Source organism: Pseudomonas sp. 8(2025) (assembly GCF_052665325.1).
In genome coordinates, this window is record NZ_JBQOIE010000004.1 from 278,130 (window position 1) to 296,987 (window position 18,858).

Below are 18,858 nucleotides of genomic sequence, written 5' to 3' on the forward strand. Positions count from 1 at the left end.
GCCTTGCGATCCATGGAGCCCGCGCCCCTTCATCTCGCCCCCCTAACCGACCGCTTTATCCCTGGTAGTCGTCCTATGTTCATGACCAAGTCACTGATCACGTCCTGCGTGTTTTGCCTGACCCTGCTGCTCGCCACCCGCAGCCACGCAGCGCCCGTGCCGGACCACCTGCACCTCACCAGCCAACTGGCCAGCGAGCCGCAGAAACTCCAGCTGGACGCCGAGGACTGGGCCTGGTTGCGGGAGAAGCGACGGCTGGTGTTGGGGGTCGCCGGGCCTTCCTCCCTGCCCATGGATATCATCTACAGCAACGGTGACTACGAAGGGGTCAGCGCCGATGTGGTGGCCCTGCTGAAACAGCAGTTGAACATCGAGATCCAGGTACTGGGTTTCGATGACGCCCAAGACGCTCTGAGAGCCCTGCGGGCCGGCAAGGTCGACCTGCTCAGCCGCGCCAGCGACTACCAGCGCCAGACTCCAGCCACCGCCCTGAGCTTGCCCTATGCGCAGAACGCGCCTTCGCTCTATCGACGCCAGGGCGATGAGCGAAACCTGCCCGAGGACCTGCGGGGGATGACCATCGCCGTGGTCCAGGACTACCTGCCCGCGGAGCTGTTTCGCAGCCACTTCCCCGAGGCGCAGATTCTCAGCTACAGCAGCGCCGCCCAGGCCATGGCCGCGGTGGCCTTCCAGGGCGTTGACGGCTACATCGGCGACTCCCTGAGCGCCCACTATCTGATCAACCACAGCTTCTTCAACTACCTGAAATTCAGCCGTTTCATCGACCTGGAATCCGGGGGCTACGGCTTTCTCCTGCGCGCCGACGACCAGCGCCTGATGCACATCCTCAACCGCACCCTGACCTCGCTGGGCGCCTTGCGCATGAGCTTTATCGTCAAGCGCTGGACCGGTGGAGGCATCGTCATGCCCGAAGACCGGGTGGTCCTCGACGATCAGGAGCGGCGCTGGTTGGCTCGGCACCCGGTAGCCCGGCTGATGATCAACGACGACATGGCCCCCTCCGCATTCTTCGATGCCGACGGGCGCTTCAACGGGGTGATCTCCGACCTGTTCGAGATCATCACCCAGCGCACCGGCCTGCGCTTCGAGGTGCAGCGCACCTCCAGCTTCCAGGGCATCCAGAAAGCCTTGCGCAACGGCGAAACCGACCTCGCGGTGCTGACACCGAGCATCGAGCGCGAGGAAGCCTTCCGTTTCACTCACCCCTTTGCCACCAGCTCCTTTGTCCTGGTCACTGCCCAGGGCCGGCAGGACATCGCCAGCCTCGCTGCGCTGTCCGGAAAACGCCTGGCCATCGCCCGGGGACATGTGCTGAGCGCCAGCCTGGGCGTCGATTACCCGCAGATTCATCTGCTACGCCCTTCCAACAACCTGGAGGCAATGAGCATGGTGGCCAGCGGGCAGGCAGACGCCGCCGTCATGGCGCTGTCCATGGCGCGCTACTACACCGCGCGCCTGTACGAAAAGAAACTGCGCATCGCCGCCATCCTCGACGGCGATGCCGCCACCGCCAGCTTCGCCATGCGTCGTGGTGACACCCAGCTGCAGTCGATCCTCGACAAGGCGATCCTGAGCATCCCGCCCGATGAATTGAACGCCATCACCATTCGCTGGCGGGCCAATGCCGCGATGAGTGGCCAGAGCTGGCGCGACTACGGGCGGGTAATACTGGAAATTCTCGGCTGCGCTCTACTGGTGATGACAGTGTTCATGATCCGCATCTTCCAGCTGCGCCGGCAGATCCGCCGGCGCCTGCTGGCAGAGAAAGCCCTGAGCGACCAGTTGCAGTTCCAGCGCACCCTGGACGACTCCATGCCCATTCCCATCTACGTGCGCGACCGCAAGGGCCGCCTGCTGTCCTGCAGCCGCAGCTATATGCAGGTGATGAACCTGCGTCAGGACCAGGTACTGGGCAAGACCGCCCTAGAGATGCCCATCGAGCACTTCGAGGTGGCCCTGGCCCTGCACAACAGCTACCTGCAAGCCATGGACAGCGGCATCACCATCGAGCGCCAGTATCAGATCGTCATTGCCGGCAACAGCCTGTGCATCGAGCACTGGATCCAGCCATTTCGTGACTCCTCGGGCACTATCAAGGGAGTGATCTGCGGCTGGCAGGACATTTCCGAACACCAGCGCCTGGTCCACGACCTGCAACAGGCCAAGGGCCAGGCCGATGAAGCGAACCAGGCGAAAACCCAGTTCCTGGCCACCATCAGCCATGAAATACGCACTCCCATGAGCGCGGTGATCGGCACACTGGAGCTGGTCCTGAAACGGGCCGATCAAGGGGTGCTCGACCGCTACCACATCGATGTCGCCCACAGTGCGGCGAAGAACCTGCTAGAACTGCTGGGCAATACCCTGGACATCGTGCGTATCGAATCCGGGCGCCTGAGCTTCTTTCCCCGGCGTACCCGCCTCAAGGAACTGCTGGAGCCCGTAGCCCGGGTCTTCGAAGGCCTGGCGCAACAGAAGAACCTGGAACTGCTGTTGGAAATGGACGCGGGCAGCAATCTCGATGTGCTGATCGACCCCATGCGTTTCAAGCAAGTGCTGACGAACCTGGTGAGCAATGCGATCAAGTTCACCGATCAGGGCCGGGTGAGCATCCGCCTTGAAAGCGCACTCGATGGCGAGCAGATGCTCGACATCAAGTTGCAAGTACAGGACACCGGCCGAGGCATCTCGGTGGAGGACCGCCAATTGCTCTTCCGGCCTTTTGCCCAAGTGGCCCAGCCCTCCCTCGGTGGCCAGGGCGGCAGCGGCCTGGGTCTGGTGGTATCGCGCTCGCTGTGCGAAATGATGGGCGGCGCCCTGGAGATGCTCAGCGCCCCAGGCAAGGGAACCACAGTGACCGTCACCCTGCGCCTGAAAGTGCTGGAGCCGGTGCCCGAGGCCCCCGCGCCGACAATCAACAAGCTGCGGTTCGCAGCACAGCGGGCCACCCGGGTTCTGGTGGCTGACGACAACACCCCCAACCGGCAGATGCTGCGGGCCCAGTTGGAGTTCCTCGGCTGCCAGGCGGTGGAAGCCGAAAACGGCGTGCAGGCCTTGCAGCTATGGCAGCAGAAGGCGTTCGACCTGCTGATCACCGACTATCACATGCCACAGATGAATGGCGTTGAACTGGCCCTGGCCATTCGCCGCGAGGAGCATGAGCAGCAACGCCCGCGCACCCTGATTATCGGGCTGACCGCCGATGCCCAGCAGGAGGAAATAGAGCGCTGCATCAATGCCGGCATGCGCGACTGCCTGATCAAGCCGGTGAGCCTCGCGACCCTGGAGGAGCGCTTGTCGACCTTGCTGCCCCAGGACCAGGCCCAGACACTGGCCTACCAGGAATCTCCGCCGCCCGCCGCCATCCTCCAGGCCCATGGCGATGCCAGCCAATCCCTCAACAAACTGAGCAGCAACCCGACACTTCAGGAACAGTTCCGCCTTGAACTGCTCAAGAGCAATCGCCGGGACCTCGAGGAGCTGCGGTGGTTGTGCGAAGAGATGAATGTCAACGCCCTGGTGCGCCTGTCGCATCGTATCCGCGGCAGTGCAGCCATCATGCGCAATACCCGGCTGACACAACTGTGCAAGGACCTGGAGCAGGCTTGCACGGAACACAATCCGGACACCTTGCCCGGCAGAACCGCGGAGCTGGAAGCCGAGCTGCTGCGGATCGAAAAGGCTTTCGCCCTGCCGCACTGAAGCCCAGGCAAAAAAAGGCCGGCGCAGGTTCTCCTGCGCCGGCCCTGCCGGGGGTCACACCAGGCCGTTGCGCTTGGCCAGTTCAACCATGGCGATCAGGTTTTCCACGCTGAGTTTCCTCTGCAGGCGCACCTTGTACGTACTGACCGTCTTGTGGCTGATCATCAACTGCTGGGCTATATCCTGGTTACCCATGCCACGGGCCAGCAGCTTGAGCACGGTAATCTCGCGATCGGACAGCTGTGCCAGCTTGAGGCTTTCCTGAGACGCAGCCTGGGAGTTGTCCCGCAGCATGTGAATCGTGTTCGCCGGAAAATAGCTGTATCCGGCCAGTACCGCCTTCACCGCCCCGGCCAGTTCATCGAGGCTGTCGTCCTTGCACACGAAACCTGCGGCTCCCGCTTGCAGCGAGCGCATGGCAAAGTTGCGGGCGTCGCCCGAGGTGAGGATCAGCACCTTGGTGGAGATACCGATGGAGGTCAGGTGCGCAATCACCGAAAGACCGTCCATCTTGGGGATGCTCAGGTCAAGCACGATCAGGTCAGGCAGCAACTTGCGGATGATTTCCAGGGCATCCACGCCGTTGTCGATTTCCGCCATGATGGTATGCCCTTCACTTTCGAGCATGACACGCACGGCCATGCGCATCAGTGGATGATCGTCGACTATGACTATGTTGCCCATGATTTGGTTGTTCCTGATTTCTTGACTCGGTGGATGATGCCGTAGGCGACTTGAGAATAATAGTGAATGCATGGCTTGAAAAAGATTATGCAAAACAGGCTAGTCACTAGTGACGGTAACTGAAACTGCCGCATTGCCTGCTCCTGGGATTACCTTGTCTTCGGTGCGGATATAACGAACGTCAAGCACTTTACTGATGTCTGTGGTGCCGGCCGGCGTATAGCCAATAACATTACTGGACGAGACGCCTAGATTAAGGAGCTTCCCGGCATTCATCAGTTGCAAGGCGACTCCCGAAGGTTGGGTGGCGTGAGTAGTAAATGTCAGGTTCGACGAGTTATTCCAGGGGGTGGCCATATCAATCATATTGACGCTGATTCTATTGCTGCTCATGCTGCTCTCGCAGCCTATATCCAGGCGGACTGTTCCCGCGTCTACCGTTGAGCCTCGAACTGGCAGCGCCGACAAACTGATTTTTTTCAGTTTCACTGGAGCATTATTATAAAGCTGGCAAGTTCTCGCCATGACCAGAAATGAAAAGTCCAGCGCCTTGGTTCCCCAATAACCGAAATTAACCGAAGGATCACCATTGTTGTAACTGAGCAGCCCGGCAAACAGATCTTGCCCGGTGATGCTGTACAAGCCCGGAAACAGCTTCTGCGACGGGGAGTAATACCGCACATAAATGATCATCCCGAAGCCGGCAGTTCCTGTGCTGCTAACAGATACGGGCGTGCGGTTCAGGTCGCCCAAAGGGCGAGCTATATTATCCGGACCAGCAGCCTTGGCGATGAACATCACATCAGCGGAACTAGTCTTGTAAAGCTTGTAGTTGGCGCCCTCGAAATAGAGGGTCTTCCCCGAATCGCCCGCGGTTGCATAGATGTTGTTAAAGTACTTCCCATATGCCACCAGACCGCTACAGGACACCAAGACCGTTGCTGATGCCCAATAACTGGAGAGCATTCCTGTCGCTCCTTGCGAGACTTCCGGTATCGCCGGTTGGAGCGTCTGGCCGAGCACCTGAGAACATCCGGCAATGGCGTACGGGACACCCCCCAGAACTATGCACAGCCATATTTTTGCAAAAAAAACACAAACCAGCTTCATCCACTTACCTCGAAGCCATCATTGGCTACTTGAACTAATTACTTCAGTGCTCGCCATCAAGGCCTTCGGAGTACTGCAGGAAAACTCAAACTTTTCGTAAATCATTTCTTTGTTCGCCGCGGGCAACTCATAATTCACCTTGCAGTGCTTTGTACCCCAGCGAACATCCAGCTCACCTTTATCCCCGATACCAAACAGCAACAGCCTGGACAAGTTGTCGACGACACCCAGCAAGTTTCCCTGGGAGTCATAGGCCTGAGCGCCAAATGGTATTTGCTGGCCATCTACTGTGCGCAGGTCGAACTGCAGGCGGCGCCCGGACGTGGACTCGAAGCGACTCTTGACTACCGCACCCCGGGTGGGCACCACCATGCGCGAACTTTCTTGTATTTCTACATCACTGCCCAGGGTGTCGCTGTCGAGGCTGATCCAGTTGTAGCGATAGGGTTGTACATAGGGAACGATGGCATAACCCTTGTCATCGGTACGTGTGAGAGCGCTGCTATCGACCCCTACCCCCTTGACCCCGGATACCTCGACCAGGGCAAAGGTTTCCCCCACCGAGGGGCCCAAGGTGATGCCATTTGCGTGGGCCACCAGCGAACCCGCAGCGCCGAGGCTCATGTGCTTGCTGGCGGAGCCTTGGCCGTAATTGCCGCTGACCTTCGCTGCGGGCCCATCCCAGCTCAGGTCGAGGTTGGCGGAACGTCCACCCTGCCGGCTCTGGCTGCCCTGGACCGAGTAGTTCCAGGCATTTCGCTGATCCAAATTGCCCGAGACTCCAGTCTGGACCGACGAATCCCCCTGGGACGACGACGTCACACTGCTATAGGCCCGCTGGTGCCGGCCCGAGCCACCGAATGGCACGCTCAGCGATGCGCTGAGCTGGTTATCGGCGCCCTGCTCCATGCCCTGGCCTTCTGTACGCGACAGGGCCAGGTTGTAGCTGACGTCCAGATAGGTACCGTTGTAGCCGAACTGCCAGCGCCGGGTACTGCCCTGACGATTCCAATAGCTGGTTTCCCCCATGCTGGCGAACAGCGAACCCGATTGCCCCAGGGGTTGGTTGACGTTCAGGTCAAAGCGGCTTTTCTGCCGTCCATAATGGCTCCCACCGACGTCGCCGGACTCCTCCACATGCTGGCTGAAGGTCCGGTAGTTCTCGGTGGAGTAGCGATAGCCAATCATGGTGAAGCTGGTATCGGTGGTGCCCAGGGTCTTGGAGTACAGAGCGCGGGCACTCTGCCCCCGGCTCACCTGGCCCCGCAGGCTCTCGGAACTGGATTGGGTCACGTCGAACGACACCCCGCCCCAGGGCGAGTTGATGCCCAGCCCCAGGTTCAGGGCCTTGTACCCCGTGGCCGCCAGCAGGCCGCCGTAACCGGTGAAGTTGTCGCTCATGCCATATACCAGGGTGCCTTGGCCGAATCCTGGCGCAGCCTGGTCATGGTTCTTATATTGGCCAGCGGCAACACTGTAGCGAGCACTGCCGTTGCGGATCATGACCGGCAGATAGGAATAGGCCTGTGAATACTGCCGTTCGCGACCGTCAGCCTCGATGATCTTCACCACCAGGTCACCGTTAGAGCCACTGGGATAGATGTCCTGGATCTCGAAGGCGCCCGGCGAGACGCTGGTGGAGTAGATGACGTAGTTGTTCTGGATCACCTCCACCGTGGCGTTGGTCTCGGCAATGCCACGCACCACCGGTGCGTAACCGATTTCCTCATCCGACAACATGCTCAGCTCGGAACTGAGCTGCACCCCGCGAAAACGCACGCTGTCGAAGACCTCGCCCTGGGTGTACAACTCTCCCGCTGCAAACCGGCCGTTCAGAGAGGCAACATCCCGCTCGATGTAGCTGCGGTTGCTGCTGAAGGTGTCGCGCACACCGGTGTATCCCGACACTGAAGACTCGTTGCGCAAGCGCCAGGCACCCAGGTTGAAACCGTTGCGCAACCCCAGGAAGCGGTAGTCGTTGTGGTAGCCCTGGCTGATATTGCGGTTGAAGTTCAACTGATAGTCGGTGAAGAGCGCGGTAACACCATCGTCCCACAGGGAGCGATCCACCGAATGACCGGCACCGCGCTGGATGTAGGCCTGGGGCACGCTGATCTTCAGGGCCAGAGCGCTGACATCAAACTCGACGCTGGCACCACTGACCAGCCTGGCAACGTCGATGATCGATTCATCGCTGCTGTCGGTAGCGATGAGCCGCTCTTGCGCAAGCCGCGAAGTATTGATGCCCATTGCTTTTAGAGTGCCCAGACTGATCTGCGGGCGTACTTCAGGCGAGTTGCCTGTTGCAATGAAGGTGACACTCTGCCGAACTACCATCGCTTGATTGAGATAAATATCGAGATTGTAGTTTCCGGGGGAAATACCACTACCCGATTCGAAGTACTTCAACTCTACCGGGGCTCCCCCCTTGTTCAGGAAAACCTCATTGAACTCTACTGACAACGCGGCCACAGGCGTGGCCATGCTCATGAAAAATAAAAAGGAACAACCTGTATTCTTCAGATTGAGCTTTTCCCTGAAAACGTGCACAGGCGCAATCCCTTATACCAGTGATTGAACATCAGCCTGCTCTCTACAAAGCAAGTATCGAATAAACCAGCGAGGCAGCCACTTTCAATAAGTGACAGTCGCCGTACCCTTGATTGGAGTGCCGTAGTCGTTAATGCTATGAAACTCAACGAGCGCCCGCTGGCTTGGCTGAGCCGTAGGCTCTCCCGTCACAGCAAACTTGCTGACACTTCCGGGCGTCACCATATCCAACTCAACGGGGTATTTCTTTTCGCCCACACTTAACACTCCCGAACTAAAGGAGATGTGATAAGGCGAACCATTAGAAACTTGCAAATAGCTCTTCCCATTCTCGCGAAGCATTTTCCACTTCAAGTTGCCGACTGCCTCCTGGGAGTTTTCCGTCAAGTTTTTCGGGCGATAGAACACCTTGATGCGCTGACGCACGGCAATTTGCAGGGTATTTTGTTCCGCTGACTTTTGCGGGATTTCCTGCACGTTCAACCAGAAGATCGACTCTTTATCAGTTGGTAAACCCTTGCCGTAATAAAATATCCTCAACATCTGTTGGTTATTCCCGGCAAGGCGACTCAAGGAAGGGGTCAGAGCAAAGGGAATATTCTGTTCATTATGCAGTTCATTGGATTCCAGCCAGGATTGAATCATGATGTCCTGCGAACCAGTGTTCCTGATCAGGATTGAAACTTCCTTGCTTTTTTCCGGGTATATCACTCGAGTTCCATCGAGGGTAATTCCGGCACAGGCAAGGCTACTGCCGAGCAAGGCGAAGCCCAGCAGCAAGTATCTGGAAATTGCGTTCATTGAATAGGCACCACTCGTGAGCAAGAGAGGCATGTTCAGCCTCTCTTTTTTACTATTACCTGTAAGTCAAGCTAAACGGCAGGGTGCCATTAGCCTGGCCTGCGACAAAATCTTCAGTATTGGCAACATAACCGGCACGCAAGCTGATGCTACTCTTATAAGTGCCAGTACTTGGAGGTGACAGAGTCAATGTTCCACTGATGATTTCGTTCGCGGACATATTTACTATTTGATTATTTTCATTATAGATCGCGATACCTACACCTTTGCCCGCCCCCTGAGTTTTCAAGAGTCTGGGGTCCTTGAGATCAATGCCAGAACCGGCAGCAGGGTCAAACTTCATATCAACTGTGCTAAGACCCGTTCCGGTTGAGCCGCAGTCCAGATTTAGATTGATTCGGACAGTTGAGGCGATAGTACCCTCTGCGGGGGTTTTTATTGAATCAATACTGACTTTCCCCAAAGGCACGGTAATGGTTTGAGCACCACCTCCGACTGTGCCTCCGCCGGCTGTAATGCTGCACGATACGCCGCTGATTTCACCCGTGAAGTTGATTGTCCCGTCAGCCGCCATTGCGGAACTGGCAACAAGGCCAGAGGCAGTAATTGCCAGAATAGCTCTCATGGGATTGAACACTGTCATTTCCTTGGTCTGTGTAAGTTGATGGCTTTAATTGCTCCTTAAAGGAAGCGAGCAAATTCTTACCCAGGATAGAAAGTGCAACAATCGTAGGAATCGCCCTACATCTAAAGATAAATCATCTAAATATGTAGGACTAATCCTACAAACCTATAGCTTGTTTAATTGATTACAAAAGAAAAACCGCCTGTTCCCGGAGGGAACAGGCGGTTTAATGACACTCGCGATTCAGCGCGGTGCAAACCAGGGCGCCGGCACCTCAGCCTGGACCGTGATGGTCTTGATCTGGGTGTAGGCATTCAGGGTTTCGCGGCTGAACTCGCGGCCAATACCGCTGTTCTTGTAGCCACCGAACGCCGTGCCGTCGCTGATGTTGGAGTAGCGATTGATCCACACTGAACCGGCCTCCAGGCGATTGGCGGTATCCATGGCGTGCTTCAGGTTGCTGGTGTAGATACCGGCGGCCAGACCGTATTCGGAGTCATTGGCCTGGGCGATCATCTGCTCGTAATCGCTCCAGCGGATCAGTGACAGTACGGGGCCGAAGATCTCTTCCCGGCAGATGCGCATGTCATTGCGGACCTCGAAAACCGTGGGCTGGATAAAGTAGCCCGCCGGGCAATCCGGCACCTCGACCCGGGCTCCGCCCACCAGCAGCTCAGCCCCCTCCTGCACTCCGAGGGCAATGTACTCCAGGACTTTTTCACCCTGCCTGGCCGATACCAGGCAACTGACCCGCGCATTTTCATCCAGCGGCGAACCCACGCTGACCCGCTGGAATGACTCGATCAGCTTTTGCTTGAACGTCTCGAAGATAGCGTCATGGACGAACAGCCGAGTGCCGGCCAGGCATGACTGCCCGTTATTGTGGATCGCTGCGAAGGTGGCGTTGTCTACCACGGCATCCAGGTCATCGATATCCGGGAACACGATGTTGGCGCTCTTGCCACCCAGTTCCAGGGTCGCCGGCACCAGCCGGTCGGCCGCTACTCGCGCAACGATGCGCCCCACTTCGGTGCTGCCGGTAAAGGACAGCTTGCGCACCTTGGGGTGCTGGCTCAGGGCTGCACCTACGACTTCCCCCAGGCCGGTGACGATATTGACCACCCCAGCCGGGAAAATCCGCGTGATGTGCTTGCCCAGTTCCAGGGTCGACAGCGAAGCATTTTCATCCGGTTTGAGCACCACGGTGTTGCCAGCCGCCAGGGCTGGCGCCAGCTTGAACGATGCCATGATCGCCGGCGCATTCCAGGGGATGATCTGCCCGCACACCCCCAGGGGCTCACGCTTGCCCAGGGCGTAGCCACCGGGGATCTCTCGGCCATGGTCTTCATGGGCCATGATCACCGAGGCAAAATAGCGGTAGTGACGTACCGCAGTCTGGTAATCCTTGCGTACCTCGCTGATGCAACGCCCCACGTCATGGGCATCGATCCGCGCCAAGCGTTCACTGTCCGCCTCCACCGCGTCGGCCAGGGCATTGAGCAATCGACCCCGTTCCTGCTGACCCAATGCATTCCATCCGGCAAAGGCCGCCTGCGCTGCATTCACCGCTCTATCGACATCTTGAGCGTCACAGTAATGAATAGTCGCCAGGCACTTTCCGGTGGCCGGATCCAGGGCAGGCAATGCCTGTTTGTCACGACTCTCAAATACACCGTTAATCAACGGACCATAGACTTCATCTAATTGGATATTCATGTTTATTCCTTTTCAAGTTACAACTTTCATAACGATTTCGGGCAAGTCGATGCGCGACTTTATATATCCATCAGGATAATCACGGTGTTAACATTCACCTCCCATTTTCAAAATCCCCAAAGGGCAACCAATGGATCCGCTTTCAGGCGTTCTTTCTTTATTGCGAATTCGCAACTATCACTCCGCAACATTAAGAATGGCGGGTGATTGGGCGTTCAGTTTTCCCGAGAATGCCGGAATCAAGTTCACTACCGTAGTTCAAGGTGGCTGCTGGCTATTAGTTGCAGGCGAACAACAACCGCAACGCTTGCAACAAGGTGACTGTTTCCTCATGACCCGGGGCGTGCCCTTTGCCCTTTACAGCGATATGAACCAGGTCCCGATGGATTCCGCCTCCTACTTCCAACGGATCGCTGAAGACGAAATCACCCTTGACTACTGCGGCGCCGATACCCAATTGGTGGGTGGACGCTTCGAGTTCACCGGGGTCCCGGCCCAAGTCCTGCTCAGTACCCTACCGTCCCTGGTGCACCTGACCGGTGTCTCGGCCCAGGCCTCGATTCTGCGCTGGGCCCTGGAGCGCTTTACTTCTGAACTGCACCAGCACAAGCCGGGACGTTCATTGATGACCGAACACCTGGCCCACATCATGCTGGTGGAGGTGCTGCGTGCTCACCTGGGAACCCTGGGCAGCGATGGCACCGGCTGGTTCGCAGGCCTGGCCGACCGACACCTGAGTGCCGCCATCAGTGCACTGCATGGTGAGCCAGCGCGGCGCTGGAGCGTGGAAGAACTGGCACGCCTAGCCAACATGTCGCGCTCGGCCTTTGCCCAGCGGTTCAAGACCGTAGTCGGGGTTGCTCCCATGGAGTACCTGACCCGCTGGCGAATGCTGCTGGCCAGCGACCGCTTGCGCAATTCCGACGACAGTATCTCCAGCATCGCCTTCTCCCTGGGTTATGAGTCCGAAAGCGCCTTCAGTACCGCCTTCAAGCGCGTGATGAGCGAAGCCCCGCGCCATTATCAGCGCGGCCAGCAGAGCCTGTAGCGCTCAGCGCAAACCACCGCCGATGACCAGGGTTTCGCCAGTGATCCAACTGGCATCGTCCGAGGCCAGGAAGGCCACCGCCGGCGAAATGTCCCGAGGTACGCCAATGCGCCCCAGGGGCGTGAGTGTCTCGATCTTGGTGCGGAACTCATCTGCGAAGAAGCCGCTGGAGAGCACCCCCTCAGTCATCACAAGCCCCGGGTTGACCGAATTGACCCGGATGTTCCTGGGGCCCAGCTCATTGGCCAGGGTGCGAGTTATCGCATCCACCGCGCCCTTGGAAGCGGTGTAGATTGCCGAATTGGCAGGGGTGAAGGAGGTGACGCTGGAACTGACATTGATGATGCTCGCCCCTTGTGGGTTGAAGCAGTCCAACGCCGCCTGGCAACACAGAATCAGACCCAATACGTTTAGGTCGAAATGCCGGTGGAACTCATCTTCAGTGACCTGCGCCAGTGAGCCGGTGGAATAGACCCCGGCGTTATTGACCAGGATATCGAGGCGGCCGTACAGATGCTCTATGGTCTTGAACAGGGTCTTGACCTCAAGGCTCCTGGCCACATCGGCCTGGATCGCATAGGCCCTACCGCCCTGCTCCAAGATCTGCGCCACCACAGCGTCGGCGTCGGCCTTGCTGCGAGCGTAGTTGACGATCACCGTCGCGCCGTTGCGAGCCAACTGCTTGGCGATGTCCGCGCCAATACCCTTGGAAGCCCCTGTCACCAGGGCAACTTTCTTTTCCAATTTTTTCATGCTTGAACTTTCCCTTCGGGGTTCAATAACCCAATTGCCCGGGGGCACTGGACGAGAGGTTCAGCTTAAGTATGGGGTACGAGGCTGTTAATGGCTGAGAAGCCAGGAAACTTGCGTCAGCGTCCAGAGCGTTCATCGGCGATCTGGACGGTGCTCCGGGCCAATTAAGGGGGCAGTTGGGTCGCGTCGTCCTGGGCAAGCTCGTCTGCCGGCTCGCGGGAAGCAATATGCAGGTCCAGCTTGCGCTGCACCTTGAACAGCTCGGCGTCGGTGCGGATCCCCAGCTTTCTGAACGCGGCCTGCTTCTGCCCGCTGATGGTCTTAATGCTGCGGGAAAACTTGCTGGCGATCTGCGAGATCCGCAGGCCATCCAGAAAGCAGCGCAAGACTTCGTTCTCCTTGGGGGACAGGGTCTCAAGGCTGGTCAATGGCGGGCTGCCCGGCTCGGCGGCGGGGCCGATTGGCGGGTGCTGCACGGCGAAAGCCAGCAACGGCGACAGATAGAGCCGCTTGCTGGCTACCGTGCGGATGGCCGGAATCAGGTCGTCCAGGGATTGTGATTTGCCGAGAAAGCCATTGGCTCCGATATCGATGATCTGCTTGACGAAAAACGGCGTCTCGGTGGCCGAGGACACCAGGATCAGTAAATGCGGGTATTTGTTGCGCAACAGGCGAATCAGGCGCAGGCCATCCAGGTCGCATTCCTGCAGCTGGTAATCGAGCACCAACAGGTCCAGTTCGGTATCACGCAGGGCCGAGATCAACTCGCCGCTGCTGGCATACAAACCCACCAGCTGGAAATCCGCCACGCTCTGCAGCTGTAGCTGCATCGCCATGCGAATCAATGCGTGATCGTCCAGCACTGCGATGCGCAAGGGCTTGTTCACGGCAAGTGACATAGCGCCTCCAGAACGTTCGATGGTGGTCTTCAGAACTGGATTTTCCATCCTCTCAAGCCTCTCGTCCAAGTGGTCCTGGCCCACCGACTGTCACGGCCTTGCGACAGTCTTTCAGGTCACCAGTGCCGGGTACTCTAGAGCGCCGGCCGCCTAGCCATAACAAGAAACGTCTTGAAGTTTTCCAAAGAAAATCTTGAATCGAGGGCGACGCGGCCTGTTCGGCTAGGCGTCGTAGAGTGGCTTTTCCATGCTTGCCCGGCCATCGCTGAGCATGGCATAGCGTTCGCCGCGAGCCAGGCTTCGCAGCGCATCAGCGTAGTCCGGCAAAGACTGCGTCTTGGACATCACCCCATGTGCGCCCACGGCCTGCAGCTGCGAGGCAATTACAGGATCGGGACGGTTCAGCAGCACGAGTATTTTCAGACCGGGGTAGCGGGTGATCAAGTTTCGTACCAGATGAACCGGGTCGCGATCCATCAGGTGGCCGATCATCAGCACGTCCAACTGCTCTTGTTCCAGGGCCTCCAACATGTCGGCGAAATTGAAGAACTCGCTCAGGCACAGAACCGACTGCCTGGACAGATGCTTGTACAGACCGTGGCGGACAATATTATGTTGCTCCAGTACCCCTACCCTTAACTTCAACATCGCTTGGTTCGACCTCAGGAAAATAGTGGGCCGTCACACTGCTGGCACAGTGCACTAGAATGCTGCCCGCCACTCAGGCTCGCCCTGTGCCTGCCTGAATGACAGGGCAAGATAGGCTCTGCGTTGGGGATGGGCTTTAGGAATAGTCTTGAATTGCATTCATCTAGTCGAGATCGCCGCCAAGAGCCCGTCAACCCGAAGCAATGGATTCAAAAACAGGAATTTTCTTGGCAGTACTCAGGTTGCTTCCTGCTAGCCTGCCAGTGACATTCTGATGACCCTGGGGGGCTTATTCGGCATCATTTTCTTATTTGAGCTTTCCGCAAATCCACCCTGGGTCAGAGAAAAATCTCAACCAGCCTCAGATTTCATCAAGGCGCTGACCGTTGTTGGCTCACTTAATTACCTAGATATTTTGATTCTGGATAACCTGGCATGAGTAAAAGTGTACTGATCGTCGATGATCACCCGGTAGTCTGTGAGGCGATTCGCAAAACCCTGGAGTCCCAGGGCTACACCATTGTTGGCGAAACTGCCGACGGTATCAGCGCCCTGAACATGATCCTGTCGCTGAGGCCGGACATCGTGATCCTGGACGTCAGCCTGGAAAAAATGGACGGTCTCACCGTGCTCAAGCGCATCGCCCAGGCGAACCTGGATGTGCGGGTGCTGGTGTTCACCGCCCAATCCGTCGACACCTACGCCATGCGCTGCCTGCAGGCCGGAGCCAGTGGTTTCGTGAGCAAGAACGAACCCCTGACCAAACTGCTCAAGGCAGTGGACACCATCGTCGAGGGCTATGTGTTCTTCCCAAAGAAGTCGATGCCGTTCAGCGATGGCGGCCGCGGCAAACACAGCAGCGACGTCCTGGCGGCGTTGACCAATCGCGAACTGGAAGTCCTCAAGCTGCTCGCTGAAGGTCTGACCAATCTTGAGATCGCCGAGAAACTGCACCTGAGCAACAAGACCGTCAGCGGCCACAAGATCAATATCTTGAGCAAGCTTGGGGTCACTTCGGTGGTGGATCTGGTGAACATCGCCAGGCAGAACGAACTGGTCTGAGTAACCTGATGTGAGGTTACCGCCGCGCCCGCTGTTTTTCGTACTGATATTGTGGTTGGCCCTGCCGGTATTCGCGCAGGACAGGGTGAAGATCCGTGCCCGCCAGCCGCTGGACTTCCTCGATATTCGCCCCAGCATCGATGAACAGACCTGGCTGCGTAACAAAGAGGCCCTGTTGGTCGGCATCGTCAGTGGCGACCTGCCCCCCTACCGGGAAATCAATCAGCGCCATGAACTCGAAGGCATAGGGGCCGACTACCTGGGGGCCTTGCAGCGCGAGCTGGCGATCCCCGTGGAAGTCCGCACCTACCCAAATACGGATGCCGCCTATCACGCCTTGCGCAGTGGTGAGGTCGACCTGGTAGACAGCGCTACCCAGGTGGAAGCCGAGGATTACCAGGTCCGGCTGAGCCCGAGCTACGCGGTCACCGAACTGGCCCTGTATGCCGAGAGCGGTGACCTGCGGGACTACCGCGCGAACATCTCCAGGACACGGATCGCCGCCACCCGCGGCATGGCCCTGGAGCTCTATCTGCGCACCGGTGGACGGGGCCTGATCCAGCTGTATGACTCCCCCCGCGCCGCCATGGGCTCGGTACTCGATGGCGACGCAGACATCTACCTGGGGGACTCGCTGTCTACCGGCTATCTATCCAGCCAATTGTTCAGCGACCAGTTGGTGATCAGCCACAGTGCACGGTTGCCGGAAATCCAGGTCGGGTTTGCCGTGGCCCGTGACAATACCCACCTGCAACAGTTGCTCGAGCGAGCCCTGGGCGGCATCAAGCGCTGCCAGGTGATATCGGCGCTGCAGATGTGGGGCGGTACGGGTAACTGCGACTCCAACAGCTTTCGCGAACGCCTGGACGCCGATCAGCGTCTCTGGCTGGAGCATGCACCGCCGGTGCGGCTGGTGATCAGCGACGACCTGGCGCCCTATGCGTTTTTCAACAGCCGCGGGCTGTTCAACGGCATTGCTTCGGACCTTCTGGACCTCATCCGGCGCAAGAGCGGGCTGCGCTTCGAGGTCTCCCGGGTCGGTTCGCTCAAGCAGGTCGACACCCGCCTGCGCGAAGGCCGTGGGGACCTCAGCATACTGGCCCGCGCCAACCCTAGGCGTGCGTCCTACCTGTACACCCGGCCGATCGTCACCACGCCCTATGTGATTGTGCGCAAGACCGACGCACCGCCCCTGGCACCGCTGAACCGCGACTCCATCGGCTCCGTGGCGCTCGCCTCCGGCTACCTGCAGAGCGAGGACCTGCGCGAGCGCTATCCACGGCTATGGGTCCAGCAGACGTCCACCGTTGCCGAGGCCCTCAACCGGGTGCGCCAAGGCAAGGCGGACTTCACCCTGGCACCGGCCAACCTGGCCAACTACTACCTGTCCTTCAGGCTCCAGAACAGCCTGAAGATTCACGGCATGATGCAAGGCCTGGAAGCCCGGATCGCCTTCGCCGCACCGCAAAGCCAGCAGCAACTGATCGCCATCATCGACCAGGCCATGGCCGAGATCAGCCCTCAGGAATACCTGCAGATCCTGGGTCGCTGGCGCGCCAGCGGCAGCACCGACGACAGCTACTGGAAAGGTGTGACGGCCTTCACCTGGAAAATCCTGGGCAGCCTGGGCCTGATGCTGATGCTGGCGGCCTGGTGGATTCTGAGCCAGCGACGACGGATCATTCGCAAGCGCCTGGACCTGCTGCAGCGCCAGTTGATCCTCGACCAGTTGCGCGATGCCAAAGAAGCCGCCGAGCATGCCAGCCGCAGCAAGACCGTGTTCCTGACCACCATGAGCCATGAGATCCGTACCCCCCTGAGCGCCATCGTCGGCATGCTGGAGCTGGTGCTGACCCGTGACAACGACCGCGAACTCAATACCCGCTCCGTGCATATCGCCTACGAGTCGGCGCAGAACCTGCTGGCGCTGATCGGCCATATCCTGGATATCTCGCGGATCGAATCCGGGCGCCTGACCCTGCGCCCGGAAGCCGCCAGCCTCAAGGACCTGATCGAATCGGTGGCCAATGTCTTCGATGGCCTGGCCCGCCAGAAGCACCTGGACATCCACCTGCAGTTCGATGCCTGGGCCACCGCGCAAGTGTGGATCGATGGCCTGAAGTTCAAGCAGATCATCTCCAACCTGCTGAGTAACGCCATCAAGTTCACCGAACAGGGCGAGATCCATATCCGTTGCCTGGGCCAAGTGAAAGATGAACACTTTCTCGACTTCCATGTCGAAGTGATCGACACCGGCCCGGGCATTCCGGCTTCGCAGATCCAGAAGATCTTCACCCCGTTCTTCGAGGTCGACAGCGTGGTCAGCAACCCCAACGCCGGGTCGGGGCTGGGCCTGTCCATCAGTCATTCGCTGACCCAGTTGATGAACGGCAGCCTGCAAGTCCAGAGCGAACTTGGCGTAGGTACCCGCATGACCTTCAAGGCCTGTTTTCAGCGCGTTGCCGACGAGCGCAGCAGCACCACCGACAGCGCGGAACAAACGGTGCTCAACAGCACCGACCAGCCCCTGTGCGTGTTGATCGTCGAGGACCACCTGCCCAGCCAGTACCTGCTCAACCAGCAGATCAACTACCTGGGACACGAGGCCCTGATCGCCTACAACGGCCTGGAAGGCCTGGCCATGTGGCAGGAGCATGACGTGGATATCATTATCACCGACTGCAACATGCCGCAGATGAGCGGCCATGAGATGAGCCAGGCGATCCGGCGCATGGAGGGCCAGATGGGGGTGCGCCCCTGCACCATCATCGGCCTGACCGCCAGCGCCCAGCTTGAGGAACTGGAGCGCTGCCTGGCTTCGGGCATGGACAGTGCCCTGGCCAAGCCGATCAGCCTTGCCGGGCTGAACCGCCTGATCCCCAAGCTGAGCCTGACGCCCCCCCAGGCGCAGAGCGCGGTGCCGTCATTGAACGGCGACATCCACGCCGCTCTGGCCGAGCACGTGATCAACAGCAACAACGAGGAACTGCAGGCCTTGAGCAAGGCCCTGGCCAGTGGCAATCGCCAGGCCCTGAAAGCCATCGCCCACAAGCTCAAGGGCACGGCCTACCTGCTCAATGCCCAAGGTTTGCTGGAGCTGTGCGTCAGCCTGGAAGAGCTGGTAGCCGAGGCGGCCCAGGAACAGCAATTGTCCACCGCCGTGGCCCGGCTGGATCAGGCCCTGCGCGACCTCAACCAGTCATTGCAAGTGTACTGAGGGCTTGCCCGCAAGGCCCGGG

Annotated in this window: 13 protein-coding genes; 4 read left to right on the forward strand and 9 right to left on the reverse strand. The window is 58.8% G+C overall.

Annotated elements, in window-relative coordinates:
• The first annotated feature begins 81 nt into the window (after positions 1–81).
• Positions 82–3,723: a transporter substrate-binding domain-containing protein gene (locus ACUXVH_RS10860; protein ID WP_176707101.1), complete on the forward strand. Its 3,642-nt coding sequence runs from the start codon at positions 82–84 to the stop codon at positions 3,721–3,723.
• Positions 3,724–3,777: 54 nt separating this feature from the next.
• Here ACUXVH_RS10860 and ACUXVH_RS10865 read toward each other — a convergent pair whose 3' ends face one another.
• From ACUXVH_RS10865 to ACUXVH_RS10890, 6 genes are all read right to left on the reverse strand, one after another.
• Complete coding sequence (locus ACUXVH_RS10865; protein WP_065364027.1) at positions 3,778–4,407, reverse strand: response regulator transcription factor; 630 nt, start codon at positions 4,405–4,407, stop codon at positions 3,778–3,780.
• Between the two features lie 99 nt (positions 4,408–4,506).
• Positions 4,507–5,373, reverse strand: coding sequence for a fimbrial protein (locus tag ACUXVH_RS10870; protein ID WP_065364026.1), 867 nt, complete (start codon positions 5,371–5,373; stop codon positions 4,507–4,509).
• 162 nt (positions 5,374–5,535) lie between these two features.
• Positions 5,536–8,067: a fimbria/pilus outer membrane usher protein gene (locus tag ACUXVH_RS10875; protein WP_445494812.1), complete on the reverse strand. Its 2,532-nt coding sequence runs from the start codon at positions 8,065–8,067 to the stop codon at positions 5,536–5,538.
• Positions 8,068–8,151: 84 nt separating this feature from the next.
• A complete protein-coding gene (locus tag ACUXVH_RS10880; protein WP_309295698.1) occupies positions 8,152–8,901 on the reverse strand; it encodes a fimbrial biogenesis chaperone in 750 nt (249 codons plus the stop codon).
• 22 nt (positions 8,902–8,923) lie between these two features.
• On the reverse strand, positions 8,924–9,493 hold the full coding sequence (locus ACUXVH_RS10885) for a fimbrial protein (RefSeq protein ID WP_370508237.1): 570 nt from the start codon (positions 9,491–9,493) through the stop codon (positions 8,924–8,926).
• A 243-nt stretch (positions 9,494–9,736) separates the two neighbouring features.
• Positions 9,737–11,209 (reverse strand): aldehyde dehydrogenase family protein, encoded by a 1,473-nt coding sequence (locus tag ACUXVH_RS10890; RefSeq protein ID WP_065364025.1) that lies wholly within the window; start codon positions 11,207–11,209, stop codon positions 9,737–9,739.
• Positions 11,210–11,339: 130 nt separating this feature from the next.
• Between ACUXVH_RS10890 and ACUXVH_RS10895 the strand changes: the two genes are divergently transcribed.
• A complete protein-coding gene (locus ACUXVH_RS10895) occupies positions 11,340–12,257 on the forward strand; it encodes an AraC family transcriptional regulator (protein WP_065364024.1) in 918 nt (305 codons plus the stop codon).
• 3 nt (positions 12,258–12,260) lie between these two features.
• Here the strand turns inward: ACUXVH_RS10895 and ACUXVH_RS10900 are convergent, their stop codons facing one another.
• The 3 genes from ACUXVH_RS10900 to ACUXVH_RS10910 all read right to left on the reverse strand — a co-directional run bounded on the left by ACUXVH_RS10900 (position 12,261) and on the right by ACUXVH_RS10910 (position 14,557).
• Entirely contained in the window at positions 12,261–13,010 is a 750-nt protein-coding gene (locus ACUXVH_RS10900) for an SDR family NAD(P)-dependent oxidoreductase (protein WP_065364023.1), read from the reverse strand.
• A 164-nt stretch (positions 13,011–13,174) separates the two neighbouring features.
• The gene (locus tag ACUXVH_RS10905; protein ID WP_065364022.1) at positions 13,175–13,909 is read right to left on the reverse strand and encodes a response regulator transcription factor; all 735 of its coding nucleotides are present in this window, start codon (positions 13,907–13,909) and stop codon (positions 13,175–13,177) included.
• A gap of 222 nt (positions 13,910–14,131) precedes the next feature.
• Positions 14,132–14,557, reverse strand: coding sequence for a response regulator transcription factor (locus tag ACUXVH_RS10910; protein WP_019095532.1), 426 nt, complete (start codon positions 14,555–14,557; stop codon positions 14,132–14,134).
• Between the two features lie 435 nt (positions 14,558–14,992).
• On the opposite strand from ACUXVH_RS10910, the gene ACUXVH_RS10915 reads away from it, so the two are divergent.
• Together ACUXVH_RS10915 and ACUXVH_RS10920 are read left to right on the forward strand one after the other, a co-directional pair.
• Complete coding sequence (locus tag ACUXVH_RS10915; RefSeq protein WP_011061244.1) at positions 14,993–15,619, forward strand: response regulator transcription factor; 627 nt, start codon at positions 14,993–14,995, stop codon at positions 15,617–15,619.
• Between the two features lie 10 nt (positions 15,620–15,629).
• Complete coding sequence (locus tag ACUXVH_RS10920; RefSeq protein ID WP_011061243.1) at positions 15,630–18,836, forward strand: ATP-binding protein; 3,207 nt, start codon at positions 15,630–15,632, stop codon at positions 18,834–18,836.
• The last annotated feature ends 22 nt before the right edge of the window (positions 18,837–18,858 follow it).

Coding starts and splice junctions, on each gene's coding strand:
- ACUXVH_RS10860 (WP_176707101.1), top strand. CDS start 82: ATGACCAAGTCACTGATCACGTCCTGCGTGTTTTGCCTGACCCTGCTG.
- ACUXVH_RS10865 (WP_065364027.1), bottom strand. CDS start 4,407: ATGGGCAACATAGTCATAGTCGACGATCATCCACTGATGCGCATGGCC.
- ACUXVH_RS10870 (WP_065364026.1), bottom strand. CDS start 5,373: ATGCTCTCCAGTTATTGGGCATCAGCAACGGTCTTGGTGTCCTGTAGC.
- ACUXVH_RS10880 (WP_309295698.1), bottom strand. CDS start 8,901: ATGCCTCTCTTGCTCACGAGTGGTGCCTATTCAATGAACGCAATTTCC.
- ACUXVH_RS10885 (WP_370508237.1), bottom strand. CDS start 9,493: ATGAGAGCTATTCTGGCAATTACTGCCTCTGGCCTTGTTGCCAGTTCC.
- ACUXVH_RS10890 (WP_065364025.1), bottom strand. CDS start 11,209: ATGAATATCCAATTAGATGAAGTCTATGGTCCGTTGATTAACGGTGTA.
- ACUXVH_RS10895 (WP_065364024.1), top strand. CDS start 11,340: ATGGATCCGCTTTCAGGCGTTCTTTCTTTATTGCGAATTCGCAACTAT.
- ACUXVH_RS10900 (WP_065364023.1), bottom strand. CDS start 13,010: ATGAAAAAATTGGAAAAGAAAGTTGCCCTGGTGACAGGGGCTTCCAAG.
- ACUXVH_RS10905 (WP_065364022.1), bottom strand. CDS start 13,909: ATGTCACTTGCCGTGAACAAGCCCTTGCGCATCGCAGTGCTGGACGAT.
- ACUXVH_RS10910 (WP_019095532.1), bottom strand. CDS start 14,557: ATGTTGAAGTTAAGGGTAGGGGTACTGGAGCAACATAATATTGTCCGC.
- ACUXVH_RS10915 (WP_011061244.1), top strand. CDS start 14,993: ATGAGTAAAAGTGTACTGATCGTCGATGATCACCCGGTAGTCTGTGAG.